We start from the raw sequence: 21,655 nt of genomic DNA on the forward strand, positions 1-21,655 counted from the left end.
TTATTTATTACTAAGTGTGAAATTTTTTTAAAAAATAAACTTTGCTTTTCAATGAAACATATCTTTTTTATCAGGGGGATAAAAATGACACTAATGACACTAACCGATGAACAAGTAATTTGGCAAAAATGGATAGATGTACGAGATACTCATGCTGGTGATGCGCTCATCAAGAAATATATGCCCCTTGTTTCTTATCATGTTCAAAGAATTTCTATTGGACTCCCAAAGAATGTAAATAAAGATGATTTAATGAGCTTAGGCTTGTTTGGGTTATATGATGCATTAGAGAAATTTGATCCAAATCGTGATTTAAAGTTCGACACGTATGCTTCTTTCCGTGTACGAGGAGCAATCATAGATGGCTTAAGAAAAGAAGACTGGCTACCACGGAGTTCACGTGAAAAGGCTAAACGTGTAGAAGCGGCGATTGATAAATTAGAGCAAAAACATTTGCGAAATATTTCCGCGAAAGAAATTGCAAATGAACTAGGCTTAACAGAAGATGAAGTTATTGGTGTGATGAATGAAGGTTTCTTTGCAAATGTATTGTCTATTGATGATCAATTGTTTGACCAAGATGATGGTGAAAGTATTGGGTTTACTGTGAAAGATGATAACCAGGTAACACCGGAAGAAAAGATGATTAATGATGAATTAATCAATCAGTTATCTGAGGTTATTACTCAATTAAGTGAAAAGGAGCAGCTTGTAATAAGCTTCTTTTACAAAGAAGAATTAACTTTAACAGAAATTGGTCAAGTTATGAACCTATCGACTTCAAGAATCTCACAAATTCATTCTAAAGCGTTGTTTAAACTAAGAAAAATATTAGAAAATGTAATACATTAATATTTTTGTTATGAATCATTTCATTAGCACAAACTTGAGATAAGCCAACAGGACTCTACAACCAAACATCAGTATTGTGCTTCGTAAAGGTGAGGATGATATGAGCTTAAAAAATATAGAAATGCAAATTGCTCTGCCTCGCACACATGATGCTGGGAAGATTCAAGAACAGCTCAATCAAAGAAATCAAATTAATCATGATCAACTTGCACATTCTATACAAAAGGAAGTAGACTTAAAAAGATCGCAGGTTCAGGAAAATCAAGAAAGTGAAAAGTTACAATTAAAAAAGGATCAATCAGAGCAACATCATAATCAGAAGAAAAAGAAAAAAGAAGAACAAAAACAAGAGGAGAATCCTGACCACCCCTATAAGGGGAAAACAATTGATTTTTTTGGTTAAGAGAGGATGCCTATGCCGACTATATTACTTTTCATAAGTTTACTACTTCATGTAGTAGCTTTTTATTTTATCGTTGTTCTTTATATGAAATATTCTACAATAAAAAATATATCCGATACACAGCGTCAGTTACTTGAAGAAACAGAAAATTCTATGACTAGTTTTCTTATTGATATTAAGGATGAGAATGACAGACTTATTGAAAAGTTATTGAAAACTTCTAATTCAATTCCTCAAAAAAGAGAAGAACTTCATTTCAATCCAATTAATCAAGATCAAATAGCTAGTCATGTTGAGATACAAAAACCTGATAAACAAGTTGATGAACTTGAACTTCCAGATCACTTATTAAATGTCGATCAAGTGGAAGATATTGTTGAAATTAATCAACCTAAACAACAAAAAAATCCTTCTTTTGAAGAAAGAGCTATAAATCTTTATAAAGAGGGGCATACTATTGAACAAATTGCAAAACGGTTAAACGTTGGTAAAACAGAAATCGAGCTTCTTTTAAAATTTCGTCAGTTATAAATGAATCATAGCGTTGTTTAATGACTGATCAAACAATATTGTTAAGAAGTTTTACTTTACTCTTGAATCTGGTAATTTAATATGGTATATTAATTTTTGGTGTTATTACACACGCTTATAGATTTAAGTATTGGTGCTGTTAACCTTATCATAATAGTATATGCTTAAAGATAACAGTTATGCTTAAAGATGATATAAGCGGAGGAGATCAAAACCATTAGGAGGAACAAATTAATGTCAGTAATTTCTATGAAACAATTGCTTGAAGCTGGTGTTCACTTCGGTCACCAAACACGCCGTTGGAACCCAAAAATGAAACGTTACATCTTCACTGAGCGTAACGGTATCTACATCATCGACCTTCAAAAAACAGTTAAAAAGGTTGAAGAAGCTTACAAATTCGTTAAAGAACTTGGAGCTGAAGGTGGTACTATCCTTTTCGTAGGTACAAAAAAACAAGCACAAGATTCAGTTAAAGAAGAAGCAGAACGTTCTGGAATGTACTTTGTAAACCAACGTTGGTTAGGTGGTACATTAACAAACTTTGAAACAATCCAAAAGCGTATCAAACGTTTAAAAGATATTCAAAGAATGCAAGAAGATGGCACTTTTGAAGTACTACCAAAGAAAGAAGTAGTACAACTTAACAAAGAGCTTGAGCGTCTTGAAAAATTCCTTGGTGGAATTAAAGACATGAAGCAATTACCAGATGCATTATTCATTATTGATCCTCGTAAAGAGCGTATCGCTGTTGCAGAAGCTCGTAAATTAAACATCCCGATCGTAGGTATCGTTGATACGAACTGTGATCCAGATGAAATTGATTATGTAATCCCTGCAAATGATGATGCAATCCGCGCTGTTAAGCTTCTAACTGCAAAAATTGCAGATGCAATTTTAGAATCTAAACAAGGTGAAGAAACTACACCTGCTTAATGTGCAAAAGGTGATAAGGGGGAATGACCTTTTATCACCTTTTTTTAAAGTAAGTTACATAAGAAATAACTAAATCTGGGCATCTTGGAAACCATAAGGAGAAACCTTAGGTCTCTTTAATAAACTGCCTATTGTTATCATATCCACTTATTTAAAATAATGGATGGTTAGAATCATTTAAAAACCCATATGACTTTAAGGAGGAATACCGTAATGGCAGTAACTGCACAAATGGTAAAAGAATTACGTGAAAAAACAGGCGCTGGAATGATGGATTGTAAAAAAGCGTTAACTGAAACTAATGGAGATATGGATCAAGCAATCGACTATCTTCGTGAAAAAGGTATTGCTAAAGCAGCTAAAAAGGCTGACCGTATTGCTGCTGAAGGTTCTACATTAGTGAAAGTAAACGGTAATGAAGCGGTAATCTTAGAAGTAAACTCTGAGACTGACTTCGTAGCGAAAAACGAAGGTTTCAAAGAATTAATTAACGGTTTAGCTGATTTCTTACTTGAGAAGAAGCCTGCAGATGCAGAAGCAGCATTATCTGAAACAATGAGCAACGGCACAACTGTTGCTGATTACATCAATTCTGCAATTGCTAAAATCGGAGAAAAAATCACTCTTCGTCGTTTTACAGTTTTATCAAAAACTGACAATGATGCATTTGGTGCATACCTACATATGGGAGGACGTATCGGCGTTCTAACATTACTTGAAGGTACAACAGATGCAGATGCTGCAAAAGATGTTGCAATGCATGCTGCTGCTGTAAATCCTAAGTATGTATCACGTGATCAAGTGTCTGCTGAAGAAGCTGAGCACGAGCGTAAAATCCTAACTGAACAAGCTTTAAACGAAGGTAAGCCAGAAAATATCGTTGCAAAAATGGTTGAAGGTCGTCTTGGTAAATATTTCGAAGACATCTGTTTACTTGACCAAAGCTTTGTTAAGAATCCAGATCAAAAAGTTAAAGAATTTGTTCAATCTAAAGGTGCAACTGTAAAAACTTTCATCCGCTATGAAGTTGGAGAAGGTATTGAAAAGCGCCAAGATAACTTTGCTGAAGAAGTTATGAGTCAAGTAAAAAAATAACTATTAATATGTACACAAATAAGATTTCATAATCGATGTTGTGTACAGATACATGTTTTTCTTATAATGGAAAAAGGGAACACAGCGTGTGTTCCCTTCTTTTTAGAGAGATGGGACCTATCTAAAGAAAGCTATGTAGGATTAAAAATAATCTAAGCCGAATAACACGGATAAAATAGAATTGAGAGTAAATACATCAGATGATGTTAATTACACATTAATATCCATGAAAAAAGCTTAGTATTTATTCATGCGGAACAGAGAGTTGGAGGTAATCATGAGTAAACCTAAATATCAACGTATCGTACTAAAATTAAGTGGTGAAGCACTTGCGGGTGATAATGGATTTGGAATTAACCCTTCTGTTATACAATCAATTGCTAAACAAGTGAAGGAAATTGCTGAACTAGATGTTGAGGTAGCTGTTGTTGTTGGAGGCGGAAACATCTGGCGCGGTAAAATCGGTAGTGAAATGGGAATGGACCGAGCAACTGCCGACTACATGGGAATGCTTGCAACTGTCATGAACTCACTTGCTTTACAAGATAGTCTTGAAACACAAGGAATTCAAACACGTGTCCAAACTTCTATTGAAATGAGACAGGTTGCCGAGCCATACATAAGAAGAAAAGCAATTCGTCACCTTGAAAAGAAACGCGTTGTGATCTTTGCTGCTGGTACCGGAAATCCATATTTCTCTACAGATACGACTGCGGCATTACGTGCTGCAGAAATTGAAGCAGATGTTATTCTTATGGCAAAAAATAATGTGGATGGTGTCTATAACGCCGACCCTAGAATTGACAAAGATGCTGTTAAATATGAAACTCTTTCATACTTAGATGTACTTAAAGAAGGTCTTGCTGTAATGGATTCAACTGCGTCTTCTTTATGCATGGATAATGATATTCCACTAATTGTCTTCTCAATTATGGAAGAAGGTAATATTAAGCGTGCCGTGATCGGCGAAAATATCGGAACAATTGTAAGGGGGAAATAATCTTGGCTAAACAAATTTTAGCAAACACAAAAGAAAAAATGGAAAAAGCTGTTGCTTCTTTAACTCGTGAGTTAGCTTCAGTTAGAGCCGGACGTGCTAGTGCAAATTTATTAGATAAAATTTCTGTTGACTATTATGGGGCTCCAACACCTGTTAATCAACTTGCATCTATTAGTGTGCCAGAAGCAAGACTTCTAGTTATCCAACCTTATGATAAAACTGTTTTAGGTGATATCGAAAAGGCAATTCTAAAATCTGACTTGGGTTTAACACCTTCAAATGATGGTTCTCTTATTCGACTTTCTATCCCAGCGCTAACAGAGGAAAGACGTAAGGAACTTGTGAAGTTAGTTAAAAAATATGCAGAAGAGGCAAAAGTTGCAGTGCGTAATATTCGACGTGATGGTAATGACGACCTGAAGAAATTGGAGAAAAACGGCGATATTACTGAAGATGAGTTACGTGGCAACACTGAAGAAGTACAAAAGTTAACTGATGATTATATTGTGAAAGTTGACCAAGTTGCTAAAGATAAAGAAAAAGAAATCATGGAAGTTTAAGTGAAAAATCTGTACAATAGGAATGGAAAGACCCTCTAATGTTTACAGGGGGTTTTTTTGTTAAAGATAAGAGAATATGATATCTTTACTAAATATTGGTGTCTGGCTGAAGCGCCTAGCCCCTTGAGGGGTTATAAGCCACAAATGAATTGAAGAATAGAGCCTCTTCTATTCATTTGTTTCTTATGCTTGTGGGGGGCTGAGAAAGGCGTTTACGTTTTTCTTATAGTTTAACGTCATCATGGTAGAAAGAGATCATGAATTATTGGGTGATGGAGGAATCACATGCTCAACATATTAAAGAAATGGAAAGGAAACCCTCGACCTTCCAATAAACAAACATTAAGTAAAGAGGACATTTTAAAAGGAGAAATTCCAAATCATATTGCCATTATTATGGATGGAAATGGAAGGTGGGCAAAAAAACGTGCCTTACCTCGAATAGCTGGACATCATGAGGGCATGAAAGTTGTCAGAAAGATAACGAAACAGGCTAATTCACTCGGTGTTAAAACTCTTACTTTGTATGCTTTTTCAACTGAAAACTGGAAACGACCTAAGGTAGAAGTAGATTATTTAATGAAGTTACCTGAAGAATTCTTAAATACTTATTTACCTGAGCTTATTGAAGAAAATGTGCAGGTACGTATAATGGGGGATAAAAACAGACTCCCGGTGCATACATTAAGTGCTGTTGAAAAGGCTATAAATGAAACAAGAGAAAATGACGGTCTTGTTTTAAATTTTGCTTTGAATTATGGCAGTCGTGCTGAAATTATTACTGCGGTTCAACAGATTGCTAAAGATATTGAGAGTGGTAAAATAAACGGTGATTCAATTGATGAATCGCTTTTCTCCAATTATTTAATGTCTCAATCACTTGATGATCCTGACCTATTAATACGTACTAGTGGTGAAATCCGGTTAAGTAATTTTATGTTATGGCAACTAGCTTATACAGAATTTTGGTTTACTGAAGTATTATGGCCAGATTTTAATGAACAATGTTTTTTACAAGCAATACACACATATCAACAAAGAGGACGCAGATTTGGTGGCGTATAAAGGTGATGAAATTTTAAATGAAGCAACGAATTCTAACTGCAATATTAGCTGCAGCAGTTTTTCTTCCATTTGTCATTTACGGAAATCTTCCGTTTACAATATTTGTTTATTTACTAGCGTCAATTGGCTTGTATGAATTGCTAAGAATGAAAAAAATATCGTTAGTAAGTTTTCCTGGATTAATAAGCTTATTAATTTTATGGGTTCTATTAATTCCAAATTCTTATATAACAATATTAAACGATATTAATTTTTCTAAGGCGGAATTAGCATTACTAGCTTTGTTATTTTTGCTAACTTACACGGTTATCACGAAAAATAAGTTTACATTTGATGATGTTGGTTTTGTTGTCATTTCCGTATTTTATCTTGGAATCGGTTTTTACTTTTTTATTGAAACAAGGCATTCTGGGTTAGCAGAAGTATTTTATGCATTATTTTTAATATGGGTAACTGATTCAGGTGCTTATTTTGTCGGTCGGGCAATGGGGAAAAACAAGCTTTGGCCTGAAATAAGTCCGAATAAAACAGTAGAAGGTGCAGTGGGTGGAGTTTTATTTGCTGTTATTTTCGCTTGGGTGTACCACATGTTTACTGGAGTTTTAGATTCTTTCCTTATCATTACGGTTATGACGATCTTTCTCTCTATTTTTGGACAAATTGGAGACTTGGTTGAATCTGCATTCAAACGCCATTATCAAGTAAAGGATTCTGGTTCAATTCTTCCGGGACATGGTGGTATTTTAGATCGATTCGATAGCCTATTATTTGTATTACCTTTACTTCACTTTTTAAATATTCTTTTTTAAAAAGTGTTTAAGTCCATAACATTATGTGGTGGATACGAGTATTACGCATTCTGATTGGAAGTGACTATGTGAAGAAAATAAGTTTACTTGGAGCGACTGGTTCAATAGGAATCCAAACTTTATCAGTAATAGAAGCACATCCTGATGAGTTTGAACTAGTCTCCATGTCTTTTGGAAGAAATATAAAATCTGGAATTGAGATCATTAGAAAATTTAACCCTAGGTTTGTTGCGGTTCAAGATAAAGAAACATATGAAAAATTGAAACTTGAGCTTGAAATCGATAAAATAAAAATTGGTTACGGACAAGAAGCATTAATAGAGGCAGCTATATTTGATGATGTTGATTGTTTAGTTAATGCAGTTGTTGGTAGTGTAGGACTTGTTCCAACGTTAAAAGCAATCGAAAACAAAATCACAATTGCAATTGCTAATAAAGAAACACTCGTAACAGCCGGTCATTTAGTTACAGAATATGCAAGGAAACACCAAGTTGACTTGTTACCTGTTGATAGTGAACATTCTGCGATTTTTCAATGTTTACAAGGTGAAAAATCAAAAAATATAGACCGTCTAATCATAACTGCATCTGGTGGGAGTTTTCGGGATAAAACGAGAGACGAATTGACAAACGTTACAGTAGAGCAGGCTTTAAATCATCCAAATTGGTCTATGGGTGCGAAAATTACAATAGATTCTGCAACAATGATGAACAAAGGGCTCGAGGTCATTGAGGCACATTGGTTATTTAACATTCCTTATCAAAGAATTGATGTACTATTACATAAAGAAAGTATTATACATTCTTTAGTGGAGTTCCACGATCGTAGTGTGATTGCACAGTTAGGAACACCTGATATGAGAGTTCCTATTCAATATGCATTAACTTACCCAGACAGACTTCCGCTTGAAAATGCTAAAAGACTTGAATTGTGGGAACATGGGAAACTTCATTTTGAAAAAATCAACTTCGATAGGTACAAATGCTTACAATATGCTTTTGATTCAGGTAAAATAGGTGGGACAATGCCAACTGTACTAAATGCTGCAAATGAAGAAGCGGTTGAAGCTTTTTTGAAGGGTAAGATAAAATTCCTTCAAATTGAAGACTTAATTGAAAGAGCTATGGATAAGCATGAGAGCATCGCGCATCCAGATTTGGAGCAAATTCAAGAAGTTGATCAACTAACGCGAAATTTTGTACAAACATTAATCTCATAAAGGTGGTCATTCAAAGTGAATACAGTGATAGCGTTTGTCCTTATTTTCGGTGCTCTAGTATTTTTTCATGAGCTAGGTCATTTAATGTTAGCAAATAGAGCTGGCATACTTTGCCGCGAATTTGCTATAGGGTTTGGTCCGAAAATTTTATCGTTTAAAAAGAATGAAACAGTGTATACGATTCGACTCCTTCCTATTGGGGGATTCGTACGAATGGCTGGTGAAGATCCCGAGGTTATCGAGGTTAAACCTGGACATAATGTAGGATTATTATTTAACAATGAAGACAAAGTTGAAAAAATCATTCTTAACAATAAAGAAAAATACCCTCAAGCTCGTGTTATAGAGGTAGAAAATGTTGATCTTGAGCATAACATGTTTATCTCAGGCTATGAACACGGAGAAGAGGATTTTATTAAAAGATTTGATGTGAGTGAAACATCTTATTTTATTGTAGATGGTCAAGAAACACAAATTGCTCCTTATAACCGACAGTTCCAATCAAAAACTGTAGGTCAAAGGATTGCGGCTATTTTTGCTGGACCGTTTATGAATTTTCTTCTTGCTTTTGTTATTTTATTTTCCCTAGGTTTTATTCAGGGTGCACCAGTAGATGAACCAAGATTAGGGAAATTGACTTCTGATGGTGCTGCAAATGAGTCGGGCTTACAAGAGGGAGATGAAATTCATTCTATTGAAGGTGAATCTACTTCTTCTTGGGGTGAAGTAGTATCAATCATTCAAGAAAATCCGGATAAAGAATTAACATTTGAAGTTGAACGTAATGGCGAAATGTTAAGCTTTGAAGTGGTGCCTGAAGCAACAAAAGTTGGCGAAACTGTCATTGGACGAATTGGTGCATACAATCCTGTTGATAAGTCATTTGGCAGTTCGTTAAAATATGGTTTTGTTGAAACGTATACGTGGACGAAGGAAATTTTAATCGGGTTTGGAAAGCTTGTAACAGGACAATTCTCAATTGACATGCTATCAGGGCCTGTTGGTATTTATGACATGACAGATCAAGTTGCCGAGTCTGGGACAACGAATTTATTAAGATGGGCAGCACTCCTAAGTATTAATCTAGGAATAGTTAACCTGTTGCCGATCCCAGCCTTAGATGGTGGTCGCTTATTATTTTTATTCATTGAGGCATTAAGAGGAAAACCAATTGATCGTCAAAAAGAAGGAATTGTTCATTTTATCGGTTTTTCTTTGCTTATGCTTTTAATGCTTGTTGTTACATGGAATGATATTCAACGCTTATTTCTGTAAAGAAGTTTAATTAAAATAGAGGTGCTCGTAAATGAAACAAAGTATGACGTTTATTCCTACTCTTAGAGAAGTTCCAGCTGATGCTGAAGTGAAAAGCCATCAGCTCATGCTACGAGCTGGATTTATTAGACAAAATACAAGTGGCGTATATAGCTACTTACCTTTAGCACAAAAAGTACTAAAGAAAATTGAACAAATTGTACGTGAGGAAATGAATAAAGCAGGAGCTTCTGAGTTATTAATGCCTGCATTACAGCAAAGTGAACTTTGGCAGGAATCAGGTCGATGGTATTCCTATGGCCCTGAGTTAATGAGATTAAAAGACCGCCATAACCGCGAATTTGCTCTAGGAGCAACACATGAAGAAATGATTACAAGCCTTGTTCGTGATGAAGTGAAGTCATACAAACGTCTCCCACTTGGTTTGTACCAAATTCAAACAAAATTTCGCGATGAAAAACGTCCAAGATTTGGTGTTTTACGAGGGCGTGAATTTATTATGAAAGATGCATATACCTTCCACGCAACAAACGAGAGTCTGGATGAAGGTTATGAAAAAATGTTTACAGCCTACCAAAATATTTTCACACGCTGTGGCTTAGATTTTAGAGCGGTCATCGCAGACTCAGGTGCAATGGGTGGAACTGACACTCACGAATTTATGGTTCTTTCAGAGATTGGTGAAGACACAATTGCATATTCAGACACATCTCAATATGCAGCAAACATTGAAATGGCTCCGGTTATTTCAACATATGAAAAGAGTTCGGAAGAGCATCAATCATTAGAAAAAATAGAAACACCAAACCAAAAAACGATAGAAGAAATTTCTACTTTTTTAAAGATCTCAAAAGAAAATTGTATTAAATCAGTTTTATTTAAAGTAGATGAAAAGTTTGTACTCGTTCTCGTTCGTGGAGACCACGAAGTGAATGATATTAAAGTGAAAAATTTATACTCTGCTTCAGTAGTTGAATTAGCAACAGCCGAGGAAACAAAAGAAGCATTAAATTGTGTTCCTGGTTATGTAGGTCCAATTCATGTTTCAGAGGATGTTGAAGTCATTGCGGATCATGCAGTTGCAGCTATAGTAAATGGAGTATGCGGTGCTAATGAAGAAGGGTTCCACTATACAGGTGTTAATTTAGAACGAGATGCATCTGTTACTCAATATGCTGATTTGCGTTTTATTCAAGAAGGTGATCTTTCTCCTGATGGTGAAGGCATGATTAAATTTGCTAAAGGTATAGAAGTTGGTCATGTTTTTAAATTAGGAACAAGATATAGTGAAGCAATGAATGCTACATTCCTTGATGAAAATGGCCGAACGCAACCAATGATTATGGGTTGCTATGGCATTGGAGTATCTAGAACATTAGCTGCTGTTATCGAGCAGAATAACGACGAAAATGGAATTGTTTGGCCTGAAGCGTTAGCACCATTTCAACTTCATGTGATTCCTATTAATGTGAAAAATGATGCTCAAAGAGAACTAGGTGAAAAGCTATACAATATATTTACAGACCTTGGTTATGAAGTTCTTCTTGATGATCGTCAAGAACGAGCAGGGGTTAAATTTGCTGATTCCGATTTAATCGGCTTACCAGTTCGTGTAACAGTTGGTAAAAAGGCTGAAGAAGGAATTGTAGAAGTTAAAATTCGTAAAACAGGTGAGTCTTTTGAAGTTTCAGTTGATGAACTAGAAGGTAAAGTAAAACAAATACTTGGTAACTAAAAAATAGTTACTGCAAAGACAAAACCATGTTAAAATAATAAAATGAGAAGAAGAGGCTGACTCGATAAATTTAGACAATTTTCTTTTGAATTGTCTAATAATGGGGCAGCCTCTTCAATTGTGAAAAAATAATATTCATGATATTGGGAGAGGGGATATAAAAGGTCATGGACATGTTAAACAACCAAATTGAGCGATTTCAACTCCTGCTCCAGCAAATAAATTTAACAGAAGATGCAGCCGTTGTTCATTTTAGAAATGGATCAATTGCTAGATTAACTGTTCATAAGCAATTGAAAAAATGGCATTTCCATTTTCAATTTGATAAAATTCTACCCTTTGATGTGTACCATTTATTTAAAACAAAACTATCAAAGGCTTTTTCACATATTGCAGATGTATCTTTTACATTTGAAGCAAGAGACCAAGCTTTTGATGAAAAGTTAGTACAAGATTATTGGTCAATTTGTATTCAAGAGATGGATGGTATTTCACCTCCGATGCTTGCTTTACTAAATGAGCAAAAGCCAACCCTTCAAGGGCTGAAGGTAATCGTAAAAACAAAAAACGATACAGAAGCAATGACGATAAAAAGAAAATATGCTTCTCTTATTCAAGAAAGCTTTCAGCAGTTTGGCTTTCCAACCTTTCAAATGGATACGACTGTAGCAGTAACAGAAGAAGAGATTAAGCAATTTCAAGAGCAGAAGCTTCAAGAAGATAAAGCAAGAGGTTTCCAAGCGTTAACTGACATGGAAAATGCAGAAAAAGAGGATTCAATTCAGCCTGAGCTTTCCGGACCATTAACAATCGGTTATACAATTAAAGATGATGAAGAAATTCGAACAATGGCTTCCATTGAAGATGAAGAAAGAAGAGTAGCATTACAGGGTTATGTTTTTGATGCTGAAACAAGAGAATTACGAAGTGGAAGAACATTATTAACCTTTAAAATTACTGATTATACAAGCTCAATACTAGTGAAAATGTTTGCGAGAGATAAAGAAGATGCAGTATTGGTACAAGCTGTAAAGAAAGGTATGTGGCTTAAAGTAAGAGGTAGTATCCAAAATGACACCTTTGTCCGAGATCTAGTTATGATTGCAAATGATATCAATGAAGTTGCACCTAGAGAAAGACAAGATACTGCACCTGAAGATGAAAAACGAGTCGAATTACATTTACATTCACCAATGAGTCAAATGGATGCTGTCACTTCAGTTAGCAAATATATTGAGCAAGCGAAGAAATGGGGTCATAAAGCAATAGCTCTAACAGATCATGCTGTTGCACAATCCTTTCCAGAGGCTTATTCTGCCGGGAAAAAGAATGGAATCAAAGTGTTATTTGGTGTTGAAGTCAACTTAGTAGATGATGGGGTTCCGATTGCTTATAATTCTGAACACCGTTTATTGTCAGCAGAAACCTATGTTGTGTTTGACGTTGAAACAACAGGGCTTTCTGCAGTTTACGATACGATTATTGAGCTTGCAGCTGTTAAGATTCGTGACGGTGAAATTGTTGATCGCTTTGAATCCTTTGCTAACCCACACCATCCACTGTCAGCTACAACAATCGATTTAACTGGTATTACGGACGATATGGTAAGGGATGCCCCAAATGTAGACGTAGTATTAAGGAAATTTAAAGAATGGATTGGGGACGACATTTTAGTTGCGCACAACGCAAGCTTTGATATGGGGTTTTTAAATGTTGGGTATAAAAAACTTCTAGGTGAGGAAAAAGCAAAGAATCCTGTAATTGATACATTAGAGTTAGGTAGATTTCTATATCCTGAAATGAAAAACCACCGATTGAACACTCTTTGTAAAAAGTTTGATATTGAGTTAACACAGCATCACCGTGCTATTTATGATGCGGAAGCAACAGGATACTTGCTTATTAAAATGTTAAAAGATGCTGCTGAACAAGAAATCGAATATCATGATCAATTTAATGAAAATATGGGAAAAGGAAATGCCTACCAGCGTTCTCGTCCATATCATGCAACAATTCTTGCTCAGAATGAAACAGGGTTAAAAAATCTATTTAAATTAGTTTCAATCTCACATATTAACTATTTTTATCGAGTTCCACGAATTCCGCGCTCACAGCTTAATAAACACCGTGAAGGTCTTATTATTGGATCAGCATGTGATAAAGGAGAGGTTTTTGAAGGGATGATGCAAAAATCTCCTGAGGAAGTTGAGGAGATCGCTGCATTTTATGATTATTTAGAAGTGCATCCTTTAGAAGTTTATCAACACCTTATCACGCTTGATTATATAAAGGATAACAATGCTCTACAGGAAATTGTAACGAATATTGTGAAGCTTGGTGAAAAATTAAATAAACCAGTTGTGGCAACGGGGAATGCCCATTACCTTAATCCTGTTGATAAAATTTATCGCAAAATATTGGTTAGTTCTCAAGGTGGAGCTAATCCATTAAATCGCCATGAGCTACCGGATGTTCATTTTCGCACAACAGATGAAATGCTAAATGCTTTTTCATTTCTTGGCACAGAAAAGGCGAAAGAAATCGTAGTAGAAAATACAAACAAAATAGCCGATATGATTGAAGAAGTTAAACCAATAAAAGATGATCTATATACACCAAAAATTGAAGGTGCCGATGAAGAAATTCGGGAAATGAGTTACTCGATGGCGAGAAGTATTTATGGTGAAAATCTACCAGAACTTGTTGAAGCGCGTTTAGAAAAGGAATTAAAAAGTATTATCGGACATGGGTTCGCTGTTATATACTTGATCTCACATAAACTTGTAAAAAAATCACTCGACGATGGATATCTTGTAGGTTCACGTGGTTCTGTAGGATCTTCTTTTGTTGCGACAATGACGGAGATTACAGAGGTTAATCCCCTACCTCCGCATTATGTATGCCCTGATTGTAGGCACTCTGAGTTTTTTAATGATGGATCAGTTGGCTCTGGATTTGATTTGCCAAACAAAGAATGTCCAAAGTGTGGAGCTCAATATACGAAAGATGGACATGATATACCTTTTGAAACGTTCTTAGGATTTAAAGGTGACAAAGTTCCTGATATCGATTTGAATTTCTCCGGTGAATATCAACCTACAGCACATAACTATACAAAGGTATTGTTCGGTGAAGATAATGTTTTCCGTGCAGGAACAATAGGTACAGTTGCAGAAAAGACAGCTTACGGATATGTAAAAGGTTATGCGAATGATCGTAACATCATTTATAGAGGAGCAGAGGTTGACCGTCTTGTACAAGGGTGTACAGGTGTAAAGAGAACAACCGGTCAGCACCCGGGTGGTATTATCGTAGTACCTGACTACATGGATATCTTTGATTTCTCACCAATTCAATATCCAGCTGATGCAACTGGATCTGAATGGCGAACTACTCATTTTGACTTCCATTCAATCCACGATAACTTATTAAAGCTTGATATTCTTGGACACGATGATCCAACTGTTATCCGTATGCTACAAGATTTAAGTGGAATTGATCCTAAAACAATCCCAACCGATGACCCAGAGGTTATGAAGATCTTTAGTGGAACGGAATCATTAGGAGTAACTGAAGAACAAATTATGTGTAAAACAGGAACACTTGGAATTCCTGAATTCGGTACACGATTTGTTCGCCAAATGTTAGAAGATACAAAACCGACAACTTTTTCTGAGCTTGTTCAAATTTCAGGTCTGTCGCATGGTACAGACGTTTGGCTTGGAAATGCACAGGAACTTATCCACAATAAGACTTGTACATTGAGTGAAGTTATCGGCTGTCGTGATGATATTATGGTATACCTAATCTATCAAGGATTAGAGCCTTCTTTTGCATTTAAGATCATGGAATCCGTTCGTAAGGGTAAAGGCTTAACAGATGAGATGATGGAGGAAATGAAAAAACAAGAAGTGCCAGGTTGGTATATTGATTCTTGCTTAAAGATTAAATATATGTTCCCTAAGGCCCATGCTGCTGCGTATGTTTTAATGGCGGTACGTATTGCTTATTTCAAAGTTCATTTACCTCTTTTATATTACGCTGCATACTTTACTGTTCGTGCAGATGATTTCGATATTGATACAATGGTCAAAGGGTCAGCATCTATTAAAGCAAAAATAGAAGAAATTAATTTAAAAGGCTTAGATGCATCACCAAAAGAAAAAAACCTTCTTACTGTTTTAGAATTATCATTAGAAATGTGTGAAAGAGGATTTGCATTCCAAAAGGTAGATCTTTATCGTTCTAGTGCTGATGAATTTTTAATTGATGGTAATACACTAATTCCACCTTTTAATTCAATACCAGGACTCGGAACGAATGCTGCGATTAACATTGTTAAAGCAAGAGAAGAAGGAGAATTTTTATCAAAAGAAGATTTACAGCAAAGAGGTAAGGTGTCAAAAACAATCATCGAATACCTTACTAATCATGGTTGTTTGGATGAATTACCAGATCAAAACCAATTGTCTCTTTTTTAAAGGTTCTTTTCTTATTTAATCTTTTATTCCTTCAAAGGATAAATTTGCATAAAAAACACGGTTATGTTATGCTTTTAGTGGAAATGCTAACGATAAGCAGAGGAAAAGAGTGGGGTAATCACCCACTCTTTCGTATTGTAATCGCCCTCGTCATTCGGATAGTATACTACATACCATTCCCTGCTCAAAAGGCAGGGTTTTTCAGCAGCTAAAGGTGTCAAACTGCTTCTGTTCAGGTTAAGCTAGAGCGCTTAGCTCCGTGTGTAGTCATGGATGAGGGAATGTTCATTTTGAAGAAAAAAGTTCATTATCTAAAAAATAACTTAATTTCACCATTGACTTATGCTTGATGCCTAAAGGGCAGGAGCATTGCGCTTTTCTTACAAGGAGGAAGAGAATGAGCAAAAAAGTAACAGAAATCGTTGAACAATTAGTAACACCAATTTTAGAGGATATGAACCTTGAATTAGTTGATATTGAATATGTTAAAGAAGGCTCTAATTGGTTTCTAAGATTATTTATTGATTCTGAGACAGGCATTGATATTGAAGAATGTGGAGTAGTAAGTGAAAGGCTAAGTGAAAAACTCGATGCTTTAGATCCTATTCAGCATAATTACTTTTTAGAGGTTTCCTCACCAGGTGCTGAGAGACCATTAAAAAAAGAAGCGGATATAAAGAAGGCAATCGGTAAGCAAGTTCATATCAAAACATATGAACCAATTAATGGTGAAAAAGTTTTTGAGGGTGTTTTAACTGATTTTGACGGTCAAACTCTTTTCGTTACTGTTACCATTAAAACTAGAAAAAAACAAATTGAGATTCCGTATGATAAAGTGGCTAAAGCTAGATTAGCTGTAATCTTTTAGCTAACTTTTAAACTAATATCTCCAAATGACTGTTTTACAAATTGTGAAGTTCTTTTATGTTAACTCTCGTTAATGATAAGAATGGTACACAACACATTTCCATGTAGCTTATTTTTTAAGGGGGAGCCGTTAAAATGAGTAGTGAATTATTAGATGCCTTAACAATTTTAGAAAAGGAAAAAGGCATTAGTAAAGAAGTAATTATTGAAGCAATTGAAGCGGCACTAATTTCTGCCTATAAGCGAAACTTCAATCAAGCTCAAAATGTGCGAGTAGATTTAAATCGCGAAACAGGTACGATGAAAGTGTTTGCTCGTAAAGATGTAGTTGATGAGGTTTATGATCCTAGACTAGAAATATCAATTGGTGAAGCGCAAAGTATTAACCCAAACTATGTGGTTAATGATGTTATTGAAATGGAAGTAACACCAAAAGATTTCGGGAGAATTGCAGCACAAACAGCTAAGCAAGTTGTTACACAACGTGTGCGTGAGGCTGAACGTGGCGTTATATACGGTGAATTTATTGATCGTGAAGAAGATATTATGACAGGAATCGTTCAACGAATAGATTCGAAATTCATTTATGTTAGCCTTGGTAAAATTGAGGCATTACTCCCTGTTAGTGAACAAATGCCTAATGAAACATATCGTCCACATGATCGCATCAAGGTCTTTATTACAAAAGTTGAGAAAACAACAAAAGGCCCACAAATTTTTGTATCACGAACACATCCAGGTTTATTAAAGAGGTTATTTGAAATTGAGGTTCCGGAAATCTATGATGGAACAGTTGAAATAAAATCAGTTTCTCGTGAAGCAGGAGACCGTTCAAAAATCTCCGTTCACTCTGATAATCCAGAAGTGGATCCAGTTGGGTCATGTGTAGGACCAAAGGGGCAGCGTGTACAGGCAATTGTTAACGAATTAAAGGGTGAAAAAATTGACATCGTTAGATGGTCGCAGGATCCAATTGAATTTGTTGCTAATGCACTTAGTCCTTCAAAAGTAGTTGAGGTCTTAGTTGATGAAGAAGAAAAAGCAACAACTGTCATTGTTCCAGATTACCAACTATCGCTAGCAATTGGTAAACGTGGTCAAAATGCCCGCTTAGCTGCAAAATTAACTGGCTGGAAAATTGACATCAAGAGTGAAACAGATGCAGAAAAGGCTGGTATTTATCCTGTTCAAAAAACAGACATTGATGATGTTGATGTTGATGATGAACCGCTCTTAACAAGTGTACAAGACCCTGAGTTTAGTGAATAAGAGGTGAAATCACATGAACAATCGTAAAATTCCTTTGCGTAAATGTGTTGCAACAGGAGAGATGAAGACAAAAAAAGAACTTGTCCGAGTTGTCCGGTCAAAGGAAGGCGATGTTTCTGTCGACTTAACCGGTAAAAAAAATGGACGAGGTGCATATATTACTCTTGATAAAGAATGCATTCTTTTAGCAAAAAAGAAAAATATTCTTGCCAATCACTTAAAAGCAAATATTAACGAAGGTGTTTATGAAGAGTTACTTCAATTGGCTGAGAAGGAGAAGCAATAAATAGATGAGTAAGCAGCAACAATGGACGTCCTTATTGGGCTTAGCAAATCGAGCACGAAAAGTTATTTCTGGAGAAGAGCTTGTTGTTAAGGAAGTAAGACAACAACGTGCTAAGTTAGTTCTTCTTTCACAAGATGCATCCGCTAATACAATGAAAAAGGTAACAGATAAATGTAAGTTTTATCAGGTCCCCTTTAAAATGGTTGAAGATCGCTACCAGTTAGGTCAGGCAATTGGTAAAGAAGCGAGAGTTGTTGTAGCGATAAATGATGCAGGCTTTGCTGCAAAGTTAAAAACCTTGCTCGATTAATATTCTTGGGGGTGAACGTATGACAAAAATGAGAGTATATGAATATGCAAAACAAACAAATGTATCAAGCAAAGACATTATTTCTACGTTACAAGAAATGAATGTTGAAGTGAATAATCATATGTCAACAATTGAGGATCATGTTATTACAAAGCTTGATCAAAAATATAAAAGTAATAATGAAGAAAAAGCAGATAATGAATCTTCAAAGAAACCGGGGAAACAAGTGGATAATACAAAAGAGAATCAAAACAACAAACCAAATAACGAACAACAAAAACCTTCAACTAAAAAGCAAGCTCCTAATAATCAAAATCGCGATAATAAAAAGCAAAATCAAGCGAATAATAAACCTTTTAATAACAATAAAGGGAAGAAAAACAATAATAACAAACGAAACAACAACAGAGGTCCTGCACAACAACAACAACCTAAGCCGAAAAAAGAGCTACCTGAAAAAATCACATTCTCTGGAAGCTTATCAGTTGGTGAATTGGCGTCTGAACTTGGAAAAGAGCCTTCTGAAATCATTAAAAAGCTTTTAATGCTAGGAACAATGGCTACAATCAATCAAGAGCTTGACAAGGATTCAATTGAGCTTATTGCTGGTGAATATGGCGTTGAGGTAGAGGAAGAAATCGTTTTTGAAAAAACGGAATTTGAGAAATACGAAGAAGAAGATCGCGAAGAAGATCTAAAAATTCGTCCGGCAGTTGTTACAATCATGGGTCACGTTGACCATGGTAAAACAACGTTACTTGATTCAATCCGAAACACAAAAGTAACAGAAGGTGAAGCAGGAGGAATCACGCAACATATTGGTGCCTACCAAATTATCGCAAATGATCAAAAGATTACCTTCCTTGATACTCCTGGACACGCTGCATTTACAACAATGCGTGCACGTGGAGCACAGGTTACAGATATTACGATTTTAGTTGTTGCTGCTGATGATGGTGTTATGCCACAAACGATTGAAGCCATTAACCATGCCAAAGCAGCAGAAGTACCGATTATCGTAGCTGTTAACAAAGTAGATAAACCAACAGCTAATCCAGATCGAGTGATGCAAGAATTAACAGAACATGGACTAGTACCAGAGGCTTGGGGTGGAGATACTATCTTTGTACCTGTTTCTGCTCTAACAGGTGATGGTATTGATGATCTTTTAGAAATGATTTTATTAGTTACTGAAGTTGAAGAATTAAAAGCGAACCCTAATCGTCGTGCAACTGGAACAGTTATTGAGGCACAACTTGATAAAGGTCGCGGATCTGTTGCAACACTTCTTGTTCAAAATGGTACATTACGCGTTGGTGATCCAATCGTTGTAGGAAATACATTTGGTCGTGTTCGTGCAATGGTTAATGATCTTGGAAGACGTGTAAAAGAAGCGGCTCCATCTACTCCTGTTGAGATAACAGGCTTAAATGATGTTCCTTTAGCAGGGGACCAGTTTATGGTATTTGAAGATGAAAAATCTGCTCGTCAAGTTGGAGAAGCCAGAGCTCAGAAGAAGCTAGATGAACAAAGAAGCGAAGGCTCTAAGCTTAGTCTGGATGACCTATTTGAACAAATTAAGCAAGGCGAAATCAAAGATATCAATTTAATTGTAAAAGCCGATGTACAGGGTTCAGTAGAGGCTTTGGCAGCTGCTTTACAAAAAATTGATGTTGAAGGTGTTCGAGTTAAAATCATCCATACAGGTGTAGGGGCAATAACGGAGTCTGATATTATTCTAGCTGCAGCATCGAACGCAATTGTTATCGGTTTTAACGTTCGTCCAGATGCTGGTGCTAAGAAAACAGCTGACGTCGAAGAAGTAGATATCCGTTTACACCGTATCATTTATAAAGTAATTGAAGAAATTGAATCCGCAATGAAAGGTATGCTTGATCCTGAATTTGAAGAAAAAGTTATCGGTCAAGTAGAAGTCCGCACAACTTTCAAAGTATCTAAAATTGGTACAATTGCTGGTTGTTATGTAACGGAAGGTAAAATTACCCGTGATAGTGGGATACGCCTAATCAGAGATGGAATTGTTATTTTCGAAGGTGAAATTGATACACTTAAACGATTTAAAGATGATGTAAAAGAAGTTGCACGTAACTATGAATGTGGTATCACAATTAAAAACTACAATGATGTTAAAGAAGGCGACATTATTGAAGCGTATGTGATGGAGGAAATCGAACGTAAATGATCGGCTACGTTGATTGTGAATGTTTGATTTATGATACACAGTCATTAAAAGAGAAACGAGCGGTCTTACAAAGAGTTTTAACAAGAATCAAACAAAAGTACAATGTTTCTATTTCAGAAATTGATTTTCAGGACACATGGCAGCATACAAAATTTGGGATTGTTGCCATTACGTCCTCAAAGGTTTCAACAGAAAAGGAATTAAATCATGTCCTAAACTTTATTGATTCGTTTCCTGAAATAGAAAGAACCGTTACAACGTTTGAATGGTTTTAAATGAAGAGGTGATTGACATGAGCTTAAGAGCAAACCGTGTCGGGGAACAAATGAAAAAAGAACTAGGCGATATTATCGGTCGTAAAATAAAAGACCCGCGTATTGGCTTTGTTACTGTAACTGATGTAAGTGTATCTGGAGATCTTCAGATTGCAAAGGTGTTCATTTCTGTCCTAGGAGATGAGGAGCAAAGACAAAATACTCTTAAAGGCTTAGCGAAAGCAAAAGGTTTTATTAGGTCTGAAATTGGTCAACGAATTCGTCTTAGAAAAACACCGGAGATTCAATTTGAATTTGATGAGTCAATTGACTACGGTAATCGTATTGAAACTCTTCTTCATGAGTTAAATGTTGAAAATAAAGAGGAGGATTAACTCCTTTTCTGGGATAGGCGATTTCGTCTATCCCTTTTATTTTTTGAGATACTAACATAAAGCATTTTTTATTCCAACACTATTAAACATTTCTAAATACTTAATAAAT

Annotated in this window: 20 protein-coding genes; all 20 read left to right on the plus strand. The window is 35.6% G+C overall.

From position 1 onward, the window contains the following. Nucleotides 1–84 precede the first annotated feature (84 nt). The 20 genes from ACEWK1_RS04125 (at nt 85) to rbfA (ending at nt 21,546) form a co-directional block, all read left to right on the plus strand. A complete protein-coding gene (locus ACEWK1_RS04125; protein ID WP_121661428.1) occupies nt 85–852 on the plus strand; it encodes a FliA/WhiG family RNA polymerase sigma factor in 768 nt (255 codons plus the stop codon). Nucleotides 853–952: 100 nt separating this feature from the next. Next, nucleotides 953–1,255: a hypothetical protein gene (locus ACEWK1_RS04130; protein ID WP_098796319.1), complete on the plus strand. Its 303-nt coding sequence runs from the start codon at nt 953–955 to the stop codon at nt 1,253–1,255. A 12-nt stretch (nt 1,256–1,267) separates the two neighbouring features. Then, nucleotides 1,268–1,786 (plus strand): helix-turn-helix domain-containing protein, encoded by a 519-nt coding sequence (locus tag ACEWK1_RS04135; RefSeq protein ID WP_416635746.1) that lies wholly within the window; start codon nt 1,268–1,270, stop codon nt 1,784–1,786. A gap of 234 nt (nt 1,787–2,020) precedes the next feature. Then, entirely contained in the window at nt 2,021–2,722 is a 702-nt protein-coding gene (gene rpsB / locus ACEWK1_RS04140; RefSeq protein WP_066337690.1) for a 30S ribosomal protein S2, read from the plus strand. 213 nt (nt 2,723–2,935) lie between these two features. Further along, on the plus strand, nt 2,936–3,817 hold the full coding sequence (gene tsf / locus ACEWK1_RS04145; RefSeq protein ID WP_121661430.1) for a translation elongation factor Ts: 882 nt from the start codon (nt 2,936–2,938) through the stop codon (nt 3,815–3,817). Nucleotides 3,818–4,094: 277 nt separating this feature from the next. After that, the gene (gene pyrH, locus ACEWK1_RS04150) at nt 4,095–4,817 is read left to right on the plus strand and encodes a UMP kinase (protein WP_098796322.1); all 723 of its coding nucleotides are present in this window, start codon (nt 4,095–4,097) and stop codon (nt 4,815–4,817) included. 38 nt (nt 4,818–4,855) lie between these two features. Next, nucleotides 4,856–5,377 (plus strand): ribosome recycling factor, encoded by a 522-nt coding sequence (gene frr, locus ACEWK1_RS04155; RefSeq protein ID WP_373995113.1) that lies wholly within the window; start codon nt 4,856–4,858, stop codon nt 5,375–5,377. Between the two features lie 285 nt (nt 5,378–5,662). Then, nucleotides 5,663–6,442 (plus strand): isoprenyl transferase, encoded by a 780-nt coding sequence (locus tag ACEWK1_RS04160; RefSeq protein WP_121661431.1) that lies wholly within the window; start codon nt 5,663–5,665, stop codon nt 6,440–6,442. Between the two features lie 17 nt (nt 6,443–6,459). Next, nucleotides 6,460–7,251: a phosphatidate cytidylyltransferase gene (locus tag ACEWK1_RS04165; protein ID WP_121661432.1), complete on the plus strand. Its 792-nt coding sequence runs from the start codon at nt 6,460–6,462 to the stop codon at nt 7,249–7,251. Between the two features lie 68 nt (nt 7,252–7,319). Then, nucleotides 7,320–8,471 (plus strand): 1-deoxy-D-xylulose-5-phosphate reductoisomerase, encoded by a 1,152-nt coding sequence (gene dxr / locus ACEWK1_RS04170; protein ID WP_121661433.1) that lies wholly within the window; start codon nt 7,320–7,322, stop codon nt 8,469–8,471. A gap of 15 nt (nt 8,472–8,486) precedes the next feature. Next, nucleotides 8,487–9,746 carry an RIP metalloprotease RseP gene (gene rseP / locus ACEWK1_RS04175; protein ID WP_121661434.1) on the plus strand — a complete coding sequence of 420 codons (1,260 nt, stop codon included), beginning with the start codon at nt 8,487–8,489 and terminating at the stop codon, nt 9,744–9,746. 31 nt (nt 9,747–9,777) lie between these two features. Then, a complete protein-coding gene (locus ACEWK1_RS04180; RefSeq protein WP_416635747.1) occupies nt 9,778–11,481 on the plus strand; it encodes a proline--tRNA ligase in 1,704 nt (567 codons plus the stop codon). Between the two features lie 167 nt (nt 11,482–11,648). Continuing rightward, nucleotides 11,649–15,962: a PolC-type DNA polymerase III gene (locus ACEWK1_RS04185; protein WP_416635748.1), complete on the plus strand. Its 4,314-nt coding sequence runs from the start codon at nt 11,649–11,651 to the stop codon at nt 15,960–15,962. A gap of 397 nt (nt 15,963–16,359) precedes the next feature. Beyond that, on the plus strand, nt 16,360–16,830 hold the full coding sequence (gene rimP, locus ACEWK1_RS04190) for a ribosome maturation factor RimP (RefSeq protein ID WP_121661437.1): 471 nt from the start codon (nt 16,360–16,362) through the stop codon (nt 16,828–16,830). A 134-nt stretch (nt 16,831–16,964) separates the two neighbouring features. Further along, nucleotides 16,965–18,098, plus strand: a complete 1,134-nt coding sequence (gene nusA / locus ACEWK1_RS04195; RefSeq protein ID WP_121661438.1) for a transcription termination factor NusA — start codon at nt 16,965–16,967, stop codon at nt 18,096–18,098. Between the two features lie 13 nt (nt 18,099–18,111). Then, nucleotides 18,112–18,384 (plus strand): RNase P modulator RnpM, encoded by a 273-nt coding sequence (gene rnpM, locus ACEWK1_RS04200; protein ID WP_121661439.1) that lies wholly within the window; start codon nt 18,112–18,114, stop codon nt 18,382–18,384. A 4-nt stretch (nt 18,385–18,388) separates the two neighbouring features. Continuing rightward, the gene (locus ACEWK1_RS04205) at nt 18,389–18,694 is read left to right on the plus strand and encodes a YlxQ family RNA-binding protein (protein ID WP_098796333.1); all 306 of its coding nucleotides are present in this window, start codon (nt 18,389–18,391) and stop codon (nt 18,692–18,694) included. A gap of 19 nt (nt 18,695–18,713) precedes the next feature. Continuing rightward, a complete protein-coding gene (gene infB, locus ACEWK1_RS04210; RefSeq protein WP_416635749.1) occupies nt 18,714–20,897 on the plus strand; it encodes a translation initiation factor IF-2 in 2,184 nt (727 codons plus the stop codon). Beyond that, on the plus strand, nt 20,894–21,172 hold the full coding sequence (locus ACEWK1_RS04215) for a DUF503 domain-containing protein (protein WP_121661441.1): 279 nt from the start codon (nt 20,894–20,896) through the stop codon (nt 21,170–21,172). Before infB ends, ACEWK1_RS04215 begins: the two co-directional genes overlap by 4 nt. 17 nt (nt 21,173–21,189) lie before the next feature. Then, the gene (rbfA, locus tag ACEWK1_RS04220) at nt 21,190–21,546 is read left to right on the plus strand and encodes a 30S ribosome-binding factor RbfA (RefSeq protein WP_098796336.1); all 357 of its coding nucleotides are present in this window, start codon (nt 21,190–21,192) and stop codon (nt 21,544–21,546) included. The last annotated feature ends 109 nt before the right edge of the window (nt 21,547–21,655 follow it).

It is taken from the genome of Metabacillus sp. YM-086 (genome assembly GCF_048059995.1).
Lineage (GTDB): Bacteria > Bacillota > Bacilli > Bacillales > Bacillaceae > Metabacillus > Metabacillus litoralis_B.